At 45.1% G+C, this 17,690-nt stretch carries 17 protein-coding genes and 1 pseudogene; 8 read left to right on the top strand and 10 right to left on the bottom strand.

Annotated features, from left to right (window positions below):
* Position 1: 1 nt before the first annotated feature.
* The 4 genes from K0036_RS07780 (at position 2) to K0036_RS07795 (ending at position 2,810) form a co-directional block, all read left to right on the top strand.
* Positions 2–397 carry a hypothetical protein gene (locus tag K0036_RS07780; RefSeq protein WP_220431086.1) on the top strand — a complete coding sequence of 132 codons (396 nt, stop codon included), beginning with the start codon at positions 2–4 and terminating at the stop codon, positions 395–397.
* Positions 398–447: 50 nt separating this feature from the next.
* Entirely contained in the window at positions 448–828 is a 381-nt protein-coding gene (locus tag K0036_RS07785; RefSeq protein WP_173693126.1) for an SdpI family protein, read from the top strand.
* 55 nt (positions 829–883) lie between these two features.
* Complete coding sequence (locus K0036_RS07790; protein WP_173693127.1) at positions 884–1,768, top strand: DMT family transporter; 885 nt, start codon at positions 884–886, stop codon at positions 1,766–1,768.
* 115 nt (positions 1,769–1,883) lie between these two features.
* Positions 1,884–2,810, top strand: a complete 927-nt coding sequence (locus K0036_RS07795) for a cation diffusion facilitator family transporter (RefSeq protein WP_220431087.1) — start codon at positions 1,884–1,886, stop codon at positions 2,808–2,810.
* A 110-nt stretch (positions 2,811–2,920) separates the two neighbouring features.
* On the opposite strand, the gene K0036_RS07805 is transcribed toward K0036_RS07795, so the two are convergent.
* Both K0036_RS07805 and K0036_RS07810 read right to left on the bottom strand, forming a co-directional pair.
* Complete coding sequence (locus K0036_RS07805; RefSeq protein WP_330627271.1) at positions 2,921–5,011, bottom strand: SdrD B-like domain-containing protein; 2,091 nt, start codon at positions 5,009–5,011, stop codon at positions 2,921–2,923.
* A complete protein-coding gene (locus tag K0036_RS07810) occupies positions 4,992–5,324 on the bottom strand; it encodes a hypothetical protein (RefSeq protein WP_220431088.1) in 333 nt (110 codons plus the stop codon). Before K0036_RS07810 ends, K0036_RS07805 begins: the two co-directional genes overlap by 20 nt.
* A gap of 155 nt (positions 5,325–5,479) precedes the next feature.
* Here K0036_RS07810 and K0036_RS19085 point away from each other — a divergent pair, with 155 nt between their 5' ends.
* On the top strand, positions 5,480–6,475 hold the full coding sequence (locus K0036_RS19085) for a hypothetical protein (protein ID WP_259283410.1): 996 nt from the start codon (positions 5,480–5,482) through the stop codon (positions 6,473–6,475).
* A gap of 59 nt (positions 6,476–6,534) precedes the next feature.
* Here K0036_RS19085 and K0036_RS07820 read toward each other — a convergent pair whose 3' ends face one another.
* The 8 genes and pseudogenes from K0036_RS07820 to K0036_RS07840 all read right to left on the bottom strand — a co-directional run bounded on the left by K0036_RS07820 (position 6,535) and on the right by K0036_RS07840 (position 14,600).
* Positions 6,535–7,212, bottom strand: a complete 678-nt coding sequence (locus K0036_RS07820; RefSeq protein WP_259283411.1) for a metallophosphoesterase family protein — start codon at positions 7,210–7,212, stop codon at positions 6,535–6,537.
* Complete coding sequence (locus K0036_RS19090; protein ID WP_259283412.1) at positions 7,191–7,433, bottom strand: hypothetical protein; 243 nt, start codon at positions 7,431–7,433, stop codon at positions 7,191–7,193. Before K0036_RS19090 ends, K0036_RS07820 begins: the two co-directional genes overlap by 22 nt.
* A 5-nt stretch (positions 7,434–7,438) precedes the next feature.
* The gene (locus tag K0036_RS07825) at positions 7,439–8,650 is read right to left on the bottom strand and encodes a DUF4474 domain-containing protein (protein ID WP_259283413.1); all 1,212 of its coding nucleotides are present in this window, start codon (positions 8,648–8,650) and stop codon (positions 7,439–7,441) included.
* Positions 8,651–8,815: 165 nt separating this feature from the next.
* On the bottom strand, positions 8,816–9,613 hold the full coding sequence (locus K0036_RS19365) for an MATE family efflux transporter (RefSeq protein ID WP_330627272.1): 798 nt from the start codon (positions 9,611–9,613) through the stop codon (positions 8,816–8,818).
* Between the two features lie 42 nt (positions 9,614–9,655).
* Positions 9,656–9,898 (bottom strand): annotated as a pseudogene (locus K0036_RS19370) (MATE family efflux transporter); the annotation flags it as partial.
* A complete protein-coding gene (locus tag K0036_RS19375) occupies positions 9,798–10,139 on the bottom strand; it encodes an MATE family efflux transporter (protein WP_330627273.1) in 342 nt (113 codons plus the stop codon). The pseudogene K0036_RS19370 and the gene K0036_RS19375, both read right to left, overlap by 101 nt.
* 168 nt (positions 10,140–10,307) lie before the next feature.
* Positions 10,308–12,908, bottom strand: coding sequence for a response regulator (locus K0036_RS07835; RefSeq protein WP_220431089.1), 2,601 nt, complete (start codon positions 12,906–12,908; stop codon positions 10,308–10,310).
* Positions 12,909–12,911: 3 nt separating this feature from the next.
* Entirely contained in the window at positions 12,912–14,600 is a 1,689-nt protein-coding gene (locus tag K0036_RS07840; RefSeq protein WP_220431090.1) for a HAMP domain-containing methyl-accepting chemotaxis protein, read from the bottom strand.
* A gap of 183 nt (positions 14,601–14,783) precedes the next feature.
* Here K0036_RS07840 and K0036_RS07845 point away from each other — a divergent pair, with 183 nt between their 5' ends.
* The 3 genes from K0036_RS07845 to K0036_RS07855 all read left to right on the top strand — a co-directional run bounded on the left by K0036_RS07845 (position 14,784) and on the right by K0036_RS07855 (position 17,689).
* On the top strand, positions 14,784–16,208 hold the full coding sequence (locus K0036_RS07845) for a GntR family transcriptional regulator (RefSeq protein WP_220431091.1): 1,425 nt from the start codon (positions 14,784–14,786) through the stop codon (positions 16,206–16,208).
* Between the two features lie 44 nt (positions 16,209–16,252).
* Positions 16,253–16,870 carry a flavodoxin family protein gene (locus K0036_RS07850; RefSeq protein ID WP_220431092.1) on the top strand — a complete coding sequence of 206 codons (618 nt, stop codon included), beginning with the start codon at positions 16,253–16,255 and terminating at the stop codon, positions 16,868–16,870.
* A gap of 177 nt (positions 16,871–17,047) precedes the next feature.
* Entirely contained in the window at positions 17,048–17,689 is a 642-nt protein-coding gene (locus tag K0036_RS07855) for a TetR/AcrR family transcriptional regulator (RefSeq protein ID WP_220431093.1), read from the top strand.
* Position 17,690: the final 1 nt, after the last annotated feature.

Below are 17,690 nucleotides of genomic sequence, written 5' to 3' on the forward strand. Positions count from 1 at the left end.
AATGGGAAATCAAGATAAAAAGAAGGTTCAGAAATATATGGCGATATATATGAGCATAGGGATGTGCTTTGGAGTTTCAGGCGGATTAATATTCGGAATGATTTTATATCCGGATAACAGGACTCTTGGGATGTGCTTTGGGCTACCAATCGGAATGTGTATTGGCATGGCAATAGGTTCTGCAAAGGATAAACGGCTTTCAGAAAATATGATGAAAATAAGCAGAGTAGAAATGATACAAGAATCATCTGACATGTTGGTTTATGCTATGGATAAAAACGGAGTAGAGAAAAAATATAAGGTTTCCGAGAAAAAAATGAAAGAAGAAAAATTTTCAGTCGGAAATCGTGTTGCCGAAGAAACAGAGGGTTCTTTGGTGTCTTTGGAAAGCGAATAGTCGAAACATAAGCACGAAAAGAAAATCTTGAATTTATAAGGAGTATTGCTATGGGATTTTGGCTTTTTATGTTAATTATGGATCTTCTTATTCCATTTACAATGATAGGCTTTGGCAGATGCTTTTTGAAAAAGGCGCCGGATAATATCAATTCTGTATTCGGCTATAGGACATCTATGTCTATGAAAAATAAGGATACATGGATTTTTGCCCATAAATACTGCGGTAAAATGTGGTATATCTGTGGGCTGGTTTTATTGCCGATATCATTTATCGTTATGTTAGCGGTCGTGGGCAAAGAGAAAGATATCGTTGGAAATGTTGGGGGAATTCTCTGCGGCATCCAGATGATACCATTAATCGGCTCCATTATTCCTACGGAAATAGCACTTAGAAAAGTTTTCGACCAATATGGGAACAGAAGACATTGAATCATACGATTTCGGTCTGTCGAGATAAAGAACTATGAATTTGGGGATGAGAAACATGAATAAACAGCAAAGAGCGGATTTGTTATTGGTGATGGTCACGGCATTTTGGGGGCTGTCTTATTATTTGACTGACTTGTGTCTGACTGATTTGCCACCTATGTGTCTGAATGCGTTTCGATTTATTTCGGCTTTTTTTGTGCTTGGCATTATATTTCATAAAAACCTTTTTTGTTTAAATCTTGCTACGATTCGTTACAGTTTTTTAGTGGGAATAGCGCTATCGGGAACCTATGTATTCTATGGATATGGAATATCCCGTACTTCGCTTTCTAACGCTGGCTTTATCTGTGCCTTACCGGTAGTATTTACTCCAGTCTTTGCCTTTCTGGTTAATCGTACACGTCCCAGCCGCAAACTAATAGCGTGTCTGTTCCTGTGCTCCTTGGGATTAGCGCTACTAACGCTGAACGACAGCCTTCGTCCGGCATTAGGAGATATCATCTGTCTTGGCGTGCCAATCTGCTATGCTTTTGACCTGCTTTTAACGGAAAAAGCCGTGCAGCATTCCGAGGTTGACGCGCTGGGGCTTGGCGTATGTCAGTTAGGCGTAGTTGGAATCATTACGCTGGTATTGTCAATGTTTTTGGAGCATCCGCATTTGCCAACCACGCCAATGACATGGGGCGCGGCATTATTCTTGGGCATATTGTGTAGCGGCGTGGCATTTATTATTCAGTCGGTACAGCAGCAATATACGACAGCCAGCCACGTTGGCCTGATTTTCACTCTGGAGCCAGTATTTGCTGCTATTGTGGCTTATTTTTTTGCTGGCGAGGTACTTACTTCCCGCAGTTATGTGGGAATGGCATTCATGCTTTTAAGCCTCGTGGTTATGGAAGTGGATTTTCCTATAAAGAGGCAGGAGGTGACTATGGAATAGCAATGTAGCTTCATAATCAGTTATGTTGTTTTAGTAGCGAATGTTAAGGAAACTGCATAGAATAGATCATGGATGCTTGAGGATGAATCAATCTCAAAATAGGGAGGATTCTTATATGACAGCCAGCAAAGACATTTTGGCAGATAGATATTCGGCTAAATCGTCTATTCATGAAAATGCAATCATTAAAAAAATATCTTTGGTCAGCATTATCGGAAATATTATACTTTCTGGATTTAAATTGTTTGCCGGGATTTGTGGCCGCTCGGGGGCAATGATTTCCGATTCCATTCATTCTATGTCAGATGTAATTACCACATTTATTGCTTTTTTAGGAGTTAAAATATCAAAAAAACCTGCGGATAAAGAGCATCCTTATGGACATGACCGGCTGGAGTGCGTTGCCGCGCTGCTTCTGGGATCCATTCTTCTAGTTACCGGTATTGGCATTGGAAAAGCAGGGCTGCAAAATATTATCGCTGGAAATTATGATACTCTTGTAGTTCCCGGCATGATCGCGCTAGTTGCGGCAATTGTGTCTATTGTTGGGAAAGAGGCTATGTACTGGTACACAAGGTATTATGCCAAGATCATTGATTCTGCGGCATTTATGGCGGATGCATGGCATCATAGATCGGACGCTTTTTCTTCCGTTGGCTCTCTGATTGGCATCAGCGGCGCAATGCTTGGCTTTCCGGTGCTGGATTCGGTAGCAAGCGTTGTAATATGCTTATTTATATTGAAAGTCTCGTGTGATATATTGCGGGATGCTATAAGGAAGATGCTGGACACTGCCTGTGATGCGGACTATGAAAAAAAACTGACGGATTACATCCGTTCGCAGGAAGAGGTAATTCGCGTTGATTTGCTTCAATCCAGAATGTTTGGGAATAAGGTGTATATCGACCTGGAAATTGCGATAGAAGGCGATAAGTCCCTTCGCGCTGCCCATCGCATTGCCGAGCAGATTCATGATAAGGTAGAGAAGACCTTTCCCGAGATCAAGCACATTATGATACATGTAAATCCGGCTGGAAGCTGATTGCCTTGCGATCTCATCACAGGAATAAAATATAAGCAGAAGATATACGCCCCTGCCTCTCATGCATGAGAAGCAGGGGCATTTTGAGCATTCTGGCTTGTGAATTAGAATCAGGCTTCTGAATCCAGACATCCTTCCAGCTGGCAGGAAACATTCTGCAGTTTCGCCTGGAGAACGATTTCCAGCCTGGAGACGGCTCCAATCATGCTAGTTACGGAACGGTTGAGTTCAAACAACTCATCATTCGTCACATCTTCCATATTGATGAATGCCTGCATTTTCTGACCTTCCGCATTTAAGATGCGGGCAAGCGCAGCTTCTTGAAGAGCCACCGAGTCGATCAGGTCAATAAGAGCCTGGCATCTGGGCGTGAGAATATTCGTGGTTATGGTCGACGTATTATTGTCTGGGTTGGGATCCGGCGTCGTGGATGTCACCGATGCTGTATTCGTAATGGTTCCCTGTGCCTGCGGACTGATGGTACCCTGAATGATAATTGTCCGGGATGCTCCGGCCGCTATGGTTCCGAGATTCAGGCTTCCCGTCCATGGGCTGAAAGTAGTTCCGTTGTCTGTAGAATATTGCGCATCCGTAATACTGGATGGGAGATTGTCTGTGAGTATGACATTTTCAGAAGAAGAAGGACCTGCATTTGCTACTGTAAGGGTATAGGTCAGTTCTCTTCCTGGCAGCGTTGCAGCGCTTACGGTTTTTGTCACCGAGATATCTGCGGATGTGCCTGTAATCAGCACAGGGACCTCGTTGGACTCCACCTGGAAGACTGCGGGAATTCCACCTTCGACCGGCGTATAAGAGTAAGTGATGGACGCCCGGTTAAGGGTTGGGTTCTGGGCAGGGATGGAGGTGGCTGTGGCTGAAAATGTGACTGTAACACTCTGGCCGCCAGGGATATCCGGCAGTGAAAATCCTGTATTCGGGTTAGCGGATGGGAAGGTGGCCCCATTGACCCTTACGCTGCCTGGAACAAAGGTTACGCCTACCGGAAGGATATCTCTAAAGAATACTTCGGTCAGTGGATTGGCGCAGGTATCAGTCAAGGTTACGGTGTAATCGAAGACTTCTCCGACGCTGACAGAAGACGCGCTGGCTGTTTTTACAGGCGTGAATTGGCGTATCTGTATCTCCTGGAATGCAACATCGTCGATTGCGTAATCATTTCCGATTACTTCAGGCCCTTCGCTCAGAAATTCCACGGTGAGGCTGGTGTTGTCCTGGGAATTGATGACGCTTCCGATCTGTTTCCATTCCGGCGCATTCACATTTGGAGGTATGAGTATGCCTAATGGGGCACTGTACAGGACGTTATCGTCTTCATCCAGAATCCGGACGCTAAGTTCAGGATTCGGATAGCCTGTTACTTTGAAGAGGTTCATGATCCATGCGGTAAATAGATAGTTCGTGTTAGGCTGTACGGCCACGGTATCCCTGAAAAATACAGAGCCTGGATTGAAGCCATTTACAATCATCATCCGCCCTGTCTCGTTGCCCTGCGTATGATCCGCAATCCTCCACCATGCGCCGATTTCTGAACTCATGGAGTTATTCATGATGTTCTGTACCGTATACTCGCCGCCCAGGGGCGCGAATACATCAGGATTGGGCAGTACATACGTGAAGTCAGGCGTTACGCCGGGATAGGGCTCGGTAGGCGCTCCCGTATTGGCCGGGGTTCCCTGGGGAAAACTGCCGAAAGTTCCGTTATCAGCCGCGTTGATCAAGTTTTCACCAGATATAATTGCGCACTGGTCAATCAAAGCCTCCAATGGCGTATAGATAACAGGACCATTTAGGAAGTCCTGATTTGTAATATTACTGCCTTCCACGGTTACAAAAAGCGTATCCGGCGTTACGGAGTCCAGATTGGTGGAACCTGCTGGTGGATTGCTTACAGCGGTAATAGGCGGGTTGACGCCCTGCGGTATGCTGCCGCTTGCCGCATTGTTAAAGTCTCCCGGCGTTGGCAGGCCGCCGGCCGCGCCAAAGGATTCAACGATTCTATAGTTCCCATCTGGCACATTGATAAAAGAATAATTTCCGTTGCTGTCGGTAAGCACGGTAAGCCTTGCATTGGTTGCAATATTCTGTAAAACAACCGGGATATTGGCAATGCCGGAGTCTCCGGAGGAGATGGATGCGCTTCGGTTCCGGTCAAAAATGACTCTACCTGATATGGTTGCCATGAGAGATACCTCCATTCATTTCTTGATTTGGACTGCTGTCTGATGCGGCGGGACACTGGACAAAGATTTCGGCTTTTCCCTGGAGTATCAGTTCAAGCCTTGTGACTGCCCCTATCATTAATTCGGCTGATTTGTTCATTCTTAATAATTCATCGGTGGATGTGCCATCTGCCGAGAGAATTGCTTCCATTTTTTCCCCTTCCGCATTTAGGATATGCGAAAGAGAACTTTCCTGCATTGCTACGGATTCTAATAGATCTGTTATTGCCTGGTCCGCAGTTTTATCGCCAGGCGTTATAATAGGCATGCCCATAAGATTACCTCCTGAATTCAATTTTAAAATATTACTCTACTTATATATATGCATATATTTTGCAGTAGTTAATTCCCTGGAAAGTGTATCCGCAGTAGACGAAGCGCATATAGTAAATACGAGTAAACTGTACGTAATTTCATAGGGAGGGCACGATGAATCAATCACTGGAACCGGAGTCTTCTACAATCTTATCCGGGCATCTTTGCAAATGCTATGAGGGAATCGCGTTTGACTGCAGGTTTTTCTACCTGACTTTGCCTTCGGAAAATAAAATATTTAAATTCAGCCGGGAATTTATCTTTATAAAATATTATGAAGTGCGCAGGCCTTATGCCGCTATTACTTTTGACAGCATTGAAAATTGTTTTTGGGCGTCGGATGAAAGGACGCGCGATATCATCTTTAAACTTGACGGTGATTTCAGAGAAATGGGGCAGATCAAAATATCACATTGCCGCGCGGAGGATTCCTACATCTGCTCTTTGAGCCATAACTGTGAAAATGACACGATTCTCGTCGCATATGAAAACTGTATTTTAGAGGTTCCAAAAGAAGGAAACCCAATCCGTATTCTACAGCAGTCTGATTGCAGCATTTATCTGGGGGTTCTTTCGATACCGCCATACCATGTGGTGATCCAGTCATGCAGGCGTAAGCAGTCCATAGATATTTTCCTTGAAGATCAATTGATAAAAAACTGCTGTATCTTTGATTCTTCGGAGCATCAGCTCAAAGACTTGGCATTCGTTCCCTGCTGTGATGATGAGAGACAGACCATTGTGCTTGTGATTCTGGCAGAGGATTCCTGCAAACGTCCCTGCCTGCTGAAATGCGTCCTGGATTCCTGCGGCATGAAACTTAGCGATTGTAACTTTATCTGCTGCTGCAGGCAAGGAGGCTGTTCCTGCGATGTGATAGAGTCGATTGCCAGAGCGGAATGTGCCTTGGCACACATCCTGAACGCAGAGGGAGAAAAATTACAGAAGGCAGTGGAAATTGCAGATAACATATGTGAACTGCTTGAGATTAATCAATCTGTCAATAAGACAATTACTAAAATAACATTTTTAGAGCAAGTGCTTTATGCGAAACTAGAGGCTGTCAGTGACGGTAAGGCCTGTGATATCTGTAAAGGGCAGAAGAAGTAATAGAAAAAGTTCCGAGGATGGTGGTTCATCATCTCCCGGAACTTTTTAAAGGTATTTTATTACTTTTTAAAATAGTCCGATATAGGAACCGGGCCTTCCAAGATTTCTCTCTCCACAGACAGGTACCGGTCTCTTCCCGAACGCACGGACCATTTTATTAAGGTTATATGATTATTTTCTATTTCAATGCCAGTAATACACCGGGGATGCACGCAGCTTCCCGTATTAAAATAAGTTCCTTCCCGCGGCTGCGAAAATACGGGCCTGTGCGTGTGGCCGGCAATCAGAATGGGGTAGTGCTCCTGCGCGTAAGACGATAGTTTCTTTTCTACGCGTTCTTTTGCCTTCCTGGGGCGTCCTGCGCCTGTGGGATCTAAAAAGCCGACTAATTCCAGATGCCGCCATACATATCTTACCAGGAATCTTGCAAGCGGCCACAACGTGTCATTTAGGAGGTCGCCCTGATGTCCATGAACCAGGAACAACTCTTCATTTCCGCAAGTGCTCTTTAGAATCAGGCCTTCTGTGGCGGTTTCCGTTAAGAGAACTTTTTCACAGCGGGATGATTCGCAGTAATAGGTGCCGCAGTGGCGTTCCATATAGCCTTTTCTTCGCTTTACGATGTCGTGATTGCCATACAGCAGATGGAGCCTGCCTGCCTTGTTAAATTCAGACAGCATCCAAAAGATGTCGCTGTGTACCTCTACAATGGTTTTTAACTGCCTGTTTTCCCACAATTCATCTCCATCGCCCAGTTCAATATAGTAAAACCATTCTGGTAATAATATTGCAGGGCTCCGAAACAGACTGTCTGATTTGCCAGGAAATTATCCCCTGCATTTCCCTGGCCACGGTGGCAGTCGCTCATAAGAATCAGTTTCGAATCGGAATCAAAGGGGATTTCCTGGGCGTGCCGGTATATTTCATCCAGTCTTTTAGGTGTTGAGACAGCCTTCATGGGAACTACCTCCTTGCGCTATCATAGCAGTCATCTTCCGGCGGATATTCGGTATCCTGGTCATAGCCGCAATCACAAGAACCATAATGACAGTTACAGCTGTTGTGGCTGCCGTAGCGATACTCACAGTTCCGCTCATGGCTGCAGCGCTGCCTGTAAGGATCACATGGGGGCTTAGGCGGGCACGGCGGACAAGGGTGCACAGGCGGGTGAGGGGGCTTAGGCGGACATGGGGGCGCAGGCGGCTGAGGCGGCTCTGGCGGCAGCGGATCAGGAGCCGGGTGAGGCGGGCGACCCTCCAGCCATTCCTTAATCCATTCAAACGCGTCGTAAACGCCTCGTGCGTAAAGCGAGTCAATGAATAATTGATAGAGTTCTGGAACCATAGCCTTTATATACTCCAGTTTGTCGAGGGTCTGGCTGTATTTGGCGGTGGTGAATTCATATAATTTGCAATTATTACTGTTTGTCTGCTGTACTATGGCTTCGGCAGCCTCATTGCGTGACAGGGGCTGTGGGGAATGAGGGGCAGCATAGTGAATAGATACGGTCTTTCTTCCAGAGGAATATTCCTTTTTGGTGTATCCGATTTCGATCAATGCCTTTAGGAAGGCATCTTTCATCCCCTGATCCGGGAATGTGATCTTGGCATCCATAGTCAGCATATCCGTATCGGAAAATTGTCCTAGTTTAAATCCTGTTAGCCACCAATGCATGGCACTGCGCTTCAGTATGACTTTTCCATTTCGACGCAGCACAAAGGAGAGATTAAGCATCTCTTCATTTCCGATATTTTCATAAAAAGTTCCTTTAAATTCGTCGGTATCCACATCTTCGCGAGTTGTATTATATACTCCGATTTCTCCTCCGGTCGTGATTCCATACTGGCCTTTCCACAGTTCGATAAGCCAGCGCTTTCCCCTATAGGAGAAGGGAATGGGTTCGCAGTCCATAATCATATTAAACAGCGGCGCGGCGTCATCATAGAGACGACAGTATCCTACTTGTCTCTGCCAGCAGTTCATAAGGGAATAAAAATAATCGCCTTTTATTTCGTAAGCAAAACCAGTTTCTTTGAGATCGGCATTTAATTCTCTTTGCTGGCGTAATTTATCAGGATCCGGATGGAATCGATGGCTCCGAACCCGCCAGATTATGAGAACTACAATGACAGCAGCAAGAATAGCCGCCCCAATTATTATTAATATTGCGGGCATGATATGTGTCCTTTCTTTTCATGTTAATATATTCTATTCTTCGTCATTTTTTTGGTGAAAACGACTGGTATAGACTATGAAAATGGACAGTAAAAAGCACGCTATTTCTGTCTGACTAGAAATAGCGTGCCTGTTGCCTGTTCCGCCAGGCTGCGGCATGTAACCTTATAACGGCAGTTCTTTCGTGTACCGAATCATAGAAACCGTGGCAAACAGCGCGACAATCGACTCTGTTATTGGCATGGTAAGCCAAAGGCAGCTGTCCTTTACCAACGGGAGAATAAATATTAAAATACCGCTTACTACAAGCCCTCTTGCTACAGAAACAATGAATGAGGCCTTAGGCTTTAGCAGCGCCTGAAAATAATATGTAGAGAAAATATTAAACGGCAGGAGCAAAAAAGAGAGTCCATAGCAGTTGATGATGGCCGGAGCCATTGTCAATATTTCTCTGGTCGGCGTCATAAAGATCCTCACAAACACATTTGGTACGAACCATGATAACGAGGTCCATAAGAGGCTGAAGAACGCTACCGTATATAGAGCATATTTTAATGTCTGCTTTATTCTCTGGCCTGACCCTGCGCCATAGTTGACGGAGATAATCGGCTGCGAGGCCTGCCCGACGCTGTAGGCGCAGCATTGGACGAATGTGCTGATATTCACGATAATCCCGTAGATAGAAAGGGCGCTTGTGCCGAAATATTTCATAATCTGACGATTGAATAAAATCGTTAAAATTCCCATCGCGATATCAATAAAAAAGGTTGAAAATCCTGTTACCAGTATTTCTTTCAATTTATAAAATATCCTGGCCGGTTTTACAAAAGCCAGTGAATTTTTAGAGGAAAAGAAGTGGGACAGCATTACGATGCAAGAGATGACCGAACCGATAGCCGTCGCTAATCCCGCCCCCAAAATTCCCATATCAAAAATAAAGACGAAGATATAATCGCCAAACACGTTGAATATGCCGCCGGACAAGACGCCAGCCGTTGCAAGCGCCGGATTTTTGTCATTCCTTAAAAAGGCAGCCAGCATTTGAACGAATAAAAAGCATGGAACGACAAATTTTATAGGGATCAGATAGGTTTGGGCTAATTCTAACAGGTGTTCTTTGGCGCCAAAGAACAGCAATAATTCTTTGTCAAAAAATAGTATGGCGATCCATGCAATGATAGATAAAAAGACTGAGCCAATTACTGCCGCGGTGAAATACTCGTTTTCGTTTTTTGGAAAGCCTGTCAGTTCTTCCTTTTAAGATACTGTAGATGACGGAGCCGCCGATTCCCATAAGCAATCCAAGACTGTATATAATATTCCAGATAGGGGCAACAACTGCCAGCGCGGCAGTGCCGTCAGGGCCTTGATATTGTCCTACGACAGCCATATCTACGATAGAGTAGATGGAAGTGATCAGGGCGCTTCCAAAAGCGGCAGAGAAGTATTTAAGGTAAATAGGCCTTACTTTTCCGTTTAAGAAATCCATACATTTCCCTCCTTTTTCCAAAAAAAGAACTGGGCAAGGAACAGATATTTCAATCTGCCGCCTTGTCCAGCTTATCATTTCTAAAATGAATGACTCGCCCTCCGAGCAATGCTTATTATAGCAAAATCAATTTTATTGTCAATCGCTTCCTTGAAATCCTTAATCGAACTAGACTTCTTCAAGGAAACTTTTGATTGTCTGAAATAACTGCTGATAGTCTACCGGCTTGGCCAAATGGCCGTTCATTCCAGATTCATAGGCCTTCACAACATCTTCATGGAACGCATTGGCTGTCATGGCAATAATAGGAATGGTCTTTGCCCTGGCATGCCCTGACCTGCGGATGGACTCGGTGGACTGGTAGCCGTTCATAACTGGCATCTGCACATCCATAAGGATTAGATCTAGTTCGTCGGCATCAGACATAAATATGTCTACAGCCTCCTGCCCGTTGCAAGCGCAGGTAACGTCGATATTCATCATTTTCAACATCTCCATGGCGATCTCGCGGTTTAGTTCATTATCCTCAACCAGCAGCACGCGGCAGTCCGCCATCTGCATATTCTCATACTCTTGTCCCTGGGAATATACTCTTTTTTCTGTACCGGTAACGGAAAGCAGCGTATTATAGAGAGTGGAAGAGAAGATAGGCTTTGACAGGAATGCATTGGCTCCTGCCTCGCGCGCGCTCTTTTCAATGGAACTCCAGTCATAAGCCGTAATGATGATGATCGTGGTATCAGGCCCTACAAACTCTCTTACCTTCCGTGTCACCTCTATGCCGTTCATATCAGGCATCTTCCAGTCAATAAAGCATACGTCATAGTCTTCCCCGATTTTATGTGCAGAGATGACCTTTTCTACACATTCCGTACCACTTAGAACCCAGCTGGATGAGATGCCCAGATTCTCCAATGTCAGAGATGTATGCAGACAGCTGTCACGGTCGTCGTCTGCAATAAGGACATTCAAGGCATCAAGATCCTGGGGACGATGATGGATTTGCTTTTCATTCACCGGCGTATCAAAATCTAATTCAACGGTAAAGGTACTTCCTTGATTTGGCTCGCTCTCAACCGCGATCGTGCCGCCCATCAAAGTAATCAGATTCTTGGTAATAGACATTCCCAATCCGGTACCTTTACTTTCCTGATTGTTACATCGGTTTTCCTGCTCAAAAGGCTGGAACAGCCGCTCCATAAATTCCGGAGTCATGCCGATGCCTGTATCCTTAACTGTAAAACGTAGGCGCACCCGGTTTTTCTTTCTCTGAAGCTGACGAATCTCCAAGACCACTTTGCCGCCTTCCGGCGTGAATTTCAGCGCGTTGGACAGAAGATTGATCAAGATCTGGTTGAGACGGAGGGAATCCCCTAACAGATCTGTATCAGTAATATCTACCAAAGGCATACTGAAATCTATATTCTTGTCCGCAGCCTGCTGATATATGATGGACGTAATATACTCCGCAACATGTTCCAGATTAAAGGTCTCCTTGGAAACAGTCATCTTGCCTTCATCAATCTTTGACATGTCAAGAACATCATTGATCAAGGTCATAAGGTGCTTGGATGAATAGCCGATTTTTTCCAGACAACTTTCTACGCGCGCCCGATCTTCTATGAAAGCGGCGGCAATCGTCGTCATGCCAATGATTGCATTCATAGGAGTACGGATTTCATGACTCATTTTGGAAAGGAAATTCTGCTTGGCAGAATTTGCGTTTTGCGCATTGATAAGCGCATCCTCCAAAGTCTGCTTGATACGCATATCTTCTGACTGGTCAGACACAGACAGTATGCAGCGGACAATCTTGCCATGGACGATATATGGAAACATCTGGAGGCGTATCCAACGGATCTCTCCGGAAGAAACGCGCATATGCAGATCAATGCTTTTGTCGCCGTCAAGTCCTCTTTGCTGTAGAAATTCATCAAATGCCTTCTGATCTTCTCCGGCAATCCGATCGCGAAGAGCCGTCAAGTCCTTGGTAAATTCAGTTTCTTTTATTTCCAGTACCCGCTCGCAGTTTGAACTCACATATTCCAGGGAATCATGTTCTTGATTAAGAATCAGAAATACCATATCTACGCTTGTGGAAAGGTTGTCAAACAGCTGCTCCCGGTATCGGACTTCCTGGATGTTCTTCTGTTCTCTCCAGAAGGCCAGCAGGAAATAGGAGGGAAGGAAGAGTGTAAGCAGCACGGAGGCTGCGGTAGCCTTTGTAGCCATGCCTCTTGAATCTTTTTCCAGATTCTGTACTTTCTTATCAGCATAATCGATGATTGTCTCCAGCGCGTCGTTTACCGCATCGTATTTAGGATACAAGTTTGCTTCAACATATTTGATTGTCTCCTGTTCATCTAGATTTACCACAATGGGCAGCGCCTCATTCTGCGTTTTCTCCAACGCCTCCATTGCCTTCTGAAGCCGGTCGGCATCCTCTTTTGGCCCCAGGTACTGGCGGCTAATTATGCCGATTGAATGATACTGCATCTCATATCTTTCATTCAATAATTGCTGTAAATCCTGTTCGCTCCAGTCCGGCCGGGTAAACATACTCATAATGAAGAAGCGCATATCCAAAAGACGGGAGCGGGTAGCCCTTGATTCATTTGAGACAGTATATGGATGTTCATAGATGATGGATGCCATTTTCTGCATCCGGTAGGTAGTAATAATACTTGAAGCAGACACAATAATGGCCAGTATGCATACCGCGATCAGCCCTTTGCCAGGAATGCCAAATCGCTTCTTCTCTGTTTTCATCCGTTACTTCTCCTTCTTTCCCAGTTTAAAACTGCTGGCCAGCCTGCTTAATAACTGCGCCTGATAGGATAGCTCTTCACTAGTGGCAGCGATTTCTTCTGCCGTAGCAGAACTAGACTGTACAATATCGGAAATTTGATTGATTTCCTGCATGATCTGGCGGACAGATAATTCCTGCTTCACCGAAGCATCGGTTATGTAATGAATGGATTCGCTTATGCTTTCCACTTCATTTGCCACTCTTAATAGCGAATTGGCAGTGAGGTCTGCAATTTTGTCTCCCTGAGTGACTTTATCAAGCGATTTTTTTATCAAGTCTGCCGTACTCTTTGATGCTTCTGATGATTTGGTCGCCAGCTGCCGGATCTCATTGGCCACAACGGAAAATCCTTTTCCGTGTTCCCCTGCCCGTGCCGCCTCGACGCCCGCATTCAAAGCGAGGATATTGGTTTGGAAAGCGATATCATTAATGGTGTTGATGATTTGTCCGATTAAATTTGAACTGCTACGGATTTCTGCCATGGCTGACAGCATGTCCTGCATCTGCCTGCGGCTGCCTTCCGCATCCGCCCGCACTGCCTTGGACTGCTCATTTACTGCCTTGGCATTCTTTACGTTATTTGCAACCTGTTCCGAGATGTCATTGATGGCAGTCGACAGCGCTTCTATGGAGGCAGCCTGTTCCGTAGCTCCCTGGGCCTGGATCTGAGCGCCTGAAGCTACCTGCTCTGATCCGGCGGCCACTTGCTGCGCAGATTGGCTGATCTGCAGCAAGGCGGCTCTCAGATTACCGATAATCATATTCAAGGAGGAGAGTACGCTGTCCAATTCCCCGACGTAACTGTCCTTTGCCTGGCTGCTTATGCCAAAGTTGCCATTGGCCATCTCATTCAGCAGGTATGTCTCGTCCCTGATGACCGTTGAAAGTATGGTGATCATGCTCCTCATATCATTGGCAAGATGCCCCATCTCGTCTCCGGACTCATAGGTAACCTCTGTAGTTGAAAACTGACCGCTGGCGATGCCGAGCGCGGCCTGCTCAAGTTCCTTGATTCCCTTGGAAATCCCCCTGGAGATAGACATGCAGAAGCCAATGCTAATAATCAGGCTGGCAATGCCTAAGGCTACCAGCATCGTAATGGCATTCGCCTGCTGGCTTTTTAGTTCCTCCATCAGCTGCAGCCCTTTGCTGTTCCCGCTTTCAATCAGTTTGTCCAGGTTTTTCTGGGCCTCTTTTATTACTAATATGTTATTGTGTTCCATATAATCTGCAGCTTCTTCATTTTTATTCTCGCTCGCCAGAGAAAGGACGTGTTCCCGCATAGGGGTGAGCCGGGTCAGGCAATCTTCGAGATTCTCTATAATTTGCTGATCGCCCAGAAAGTGTTTCTTGACGACAGGAAGTTCATCCTGAATTGTTGCAGCAGAATCCAGCGCATTGGCTTTTGCCTCCTTAATAATATCCTCATCTGTATTTACAATGGTACGGTAGGTGGCTTTCTGCATTCTTTCAAAATTTGAATTAATGATGTTGGCACTCTCATTGACGACGAATGGTCCTTCATAAAAAACCTTCATCTTAGAATTCAGATTCACTAGATTTACGATACCTACGCCAAAACCAATACACATCAACGCCAGAATTACGGAATATGAAACCAATAATTTTCTGCCTATACTGAACGTTTTCATCCTTAACCTCCATTATGCTCTTTGTTATTTCCATCCTGTCTTCGAACTCTGCTCACATTATGAATATAGTCTATCATAGTCCATGAACATAAGCAATTCATTTGTCCTTATAAAATTGATATGGGTTGAAAACAATGGCAGACATGTGCCGCTTATGCTAGAATAGAATCAGGAGGTGTATGAATGGAATCGAATAATCAATTATATCAGATTGTTTACGATTATTATGCTACCAGAATTCTTTTTGGATACTATAAATTGGGGGAGTCCCTTCCGACAATATCAAAGATCAGCGAATCTTTCCAGCTGTCCGTGCCAACCGTCAGGACGGCGCTGGCGCTTCTGGAAAAGGACAGATATATCATAACTAAGGCTCCAAAGGCAGCCAAGGTAATCTATAAAGTCTCTCAGGATGATTATTTTCAGTATGCTTCTGAGTACCTGATGGCGCGTAAAGATGGACTTGCAGATATTGGACGCGTGAATCTGTGGCTGTTTGGCCCTTTATTAGACGCCGGTATCAGACAATGGAATGAGAATGATTGGAACATGTGCTGGCAGGAGATCAAAAACTATGATTCTGATGAGATGTCTCTTGCCATGCGCATATATATGACAGCTCTGTCTTCTCTGAAAAATGATTTGATTCTCAATTTTTTCTGGGAAGTAAACCGTTATACGCGTTTCCCCTATCTATGCAGCGAGCGTGAGATTCTGAAGGAAATAGGCAGAGATGACGTGATGGATAAGCTGATTGAAAAAATAGATACGCTTTCCAAAACTCAAATCGCGGAATACCTCACCCATGAATTGGGCCTGGTGTATAAAAATGAGAATGATTATCTGCTTGAGAAAATTCAGACAATAAAACCAGATGCTTCTTTGGAGAGGGTGATGCAGATTCCGTTTGAGTGGAAGTTCTATCATAAGCGTTCTCAGATTCGTTATTCCATCGGGGCACAGATCATATTAGAGATTCTAAATGGGCGCTATCCTGTGGGAAGCTATCTTCCATCCCTGCCTAAGATGGCAAAACTTTACCAGGTATCTGTAATTACCATACGCCGTACCCTAATCTTTTTGGCTGATTTTGGCGTGGTGCGGTCTTATCAGGGAAAGGGTACGCAGGTCTGTCTGGGGCAGGGAGAGGTGGATCTGTCTCATGATAACGTACATATTGCCCTGAAATACTTTTTAGAGAGCCTTCAATTTCTTGCCCTTACAATCCGGTCCGTCTGCCGATTCACTTTTGGAGAGATCTCTGATGAGGCATTTCGTGAATTGATGCAGACGCTGAACCGGATTCATGAACAGGAGATGGATTATAAGATTCTTGATATTTTTCTGACTTTTATTATAGAACATTGCCCATCGGCTATAATTAGCCATTGCTACCATAAACTGGCGAAATGCCTGACGGTAGGATATCCATTTTATCTTCAGCAATGGAAGGCAGAAGATTACAAGCAGATGTTTATCGATATGATTCTGCGAGTGACTAAGAGTTTAGAATGCAGGGACATAGAGGGCTTGATTGAGCAATGGGGAACGTTTTTGGAAGAGCAGGTGCAGTATAGCCGGACATTTGTTGAACAGACAAAAGGCTAGAGTTCAAGGAAGACATATCCATTATTAGAGCAGGAGGTTTTAACATGAAAGTATTGATGATTAACGGAAGTCCTCACAGCAATGGAAATACATTTACAGCCTTGCAGGAGATGGAAAAGATATTTAAGGAAGAGGGAATCGCAACCGAAATAATTCATGCGGGCAATCAGGATATAAGAGGCTGCATTGCCTGCTATTCCTGTAAGGATAAGGGGCGGTGCATATTTGATGATATCGTAAATGAAGTGGCGCCGAAGTTTGAAGCGTGTGATGGACTGGTCGTGGCAAGCCCGGTCTATTATGCATCCGCCAATGCCACGCTGATCGCTCTTCTTGACCGCCTGTTTTACAGTACCCGTTTTGACAAGACGATGAAGGTCGGGGCCAGCGTCGTAGCAGCGAGAAGAGGAGGGCTGTCAGCCACGTTTGACGAACTGAATAAATATTTTACCATTGCGGGAATGCCGGTTGCATCCAGCCAGTACTGGAACAGCATCCACGGGAGCGCGCCCGCAGAAGCAAGGCAGGATAAGGAAGGGCTTCAAATCATGCGTACGCTGGCAAGAAACATGGCATTTCTCATAAAAAGCATTCAATTAGGAAAAGAGACTTACGGGCTGCCGGAAAAAGAGCCGGCCACGCCTATGAATTTTATAAGATAAAGATTAGAGGAAGCAGCAACAAACAAGGCAGGAGAGTCAGATCGACTCTCCTGCCTTGTTTTGGAGTTTTGAATTCGAATAGATTAAGAGGCGGTTCATCTTGACAGTTGTAGGAAAGGATGTTACTATAAAATAACAGACCGACGGTCGGTCTATATTTAAGATGAGGAGATTATTATGAGAATCGTAAAAGAAGCAAACGAAAGAAAAAATGAAATATTAGATGCCGCGGCAGCATTGTTCGCGCAAAAAGGATTCGATCATACCAGTACCAGTGAAATTATGGAGGCAGTTGGGATTGCAAAAGGCACGCTTTATCATCATTTTAAGTCGAAAGAGGCTATCATGGATGCGATTATCGAGAGACAGAGCGAGCGTATGCTTGCTGCGGCCAGGAAGACGGCCGAAGATCGCAGCATCCCTGTGCCGGAACGCATGCTCCGCGTAGTGATGGCGCTGAAGCTGGAAGGCGCGCAAGGGGAAGGAGGCAGGGATATGATTGAGCATCTGCATAAGCCCCAGAATGCGCTGATGCATCAGAAATCGAAACAGATTATTATGAAGGAGGTTCCGCCAATTTTGGCGATCGTCCTGCAAGATGGCATAGAACAAGGGCTTTTTGATTCGCCCTATCCTCTGGAATGCATGGAGATGTCCGTAGCCTATCTGAATACGCTGCTGGATGACGGAATCATAGAACTTACGGAAGAAGAGCGCCGTGGACGGATCCAGGCCTTCATCTTCCATTTGGAACGGCTTTTGGGAGTGGAGCAAGGTCAGTTTGACTTTATCGAAAAGATGTTTGAAGGTGGTGAATAGG

Source organism: [Clostridium] scindens, from assembly GCF_019597925.1.
In the GTDB taxonomy this organism is placed as follows: Bacteria; Bacillota; Clostridia; order Lachnospirales; family Lachnospiraceae; genus Clostridium_AP.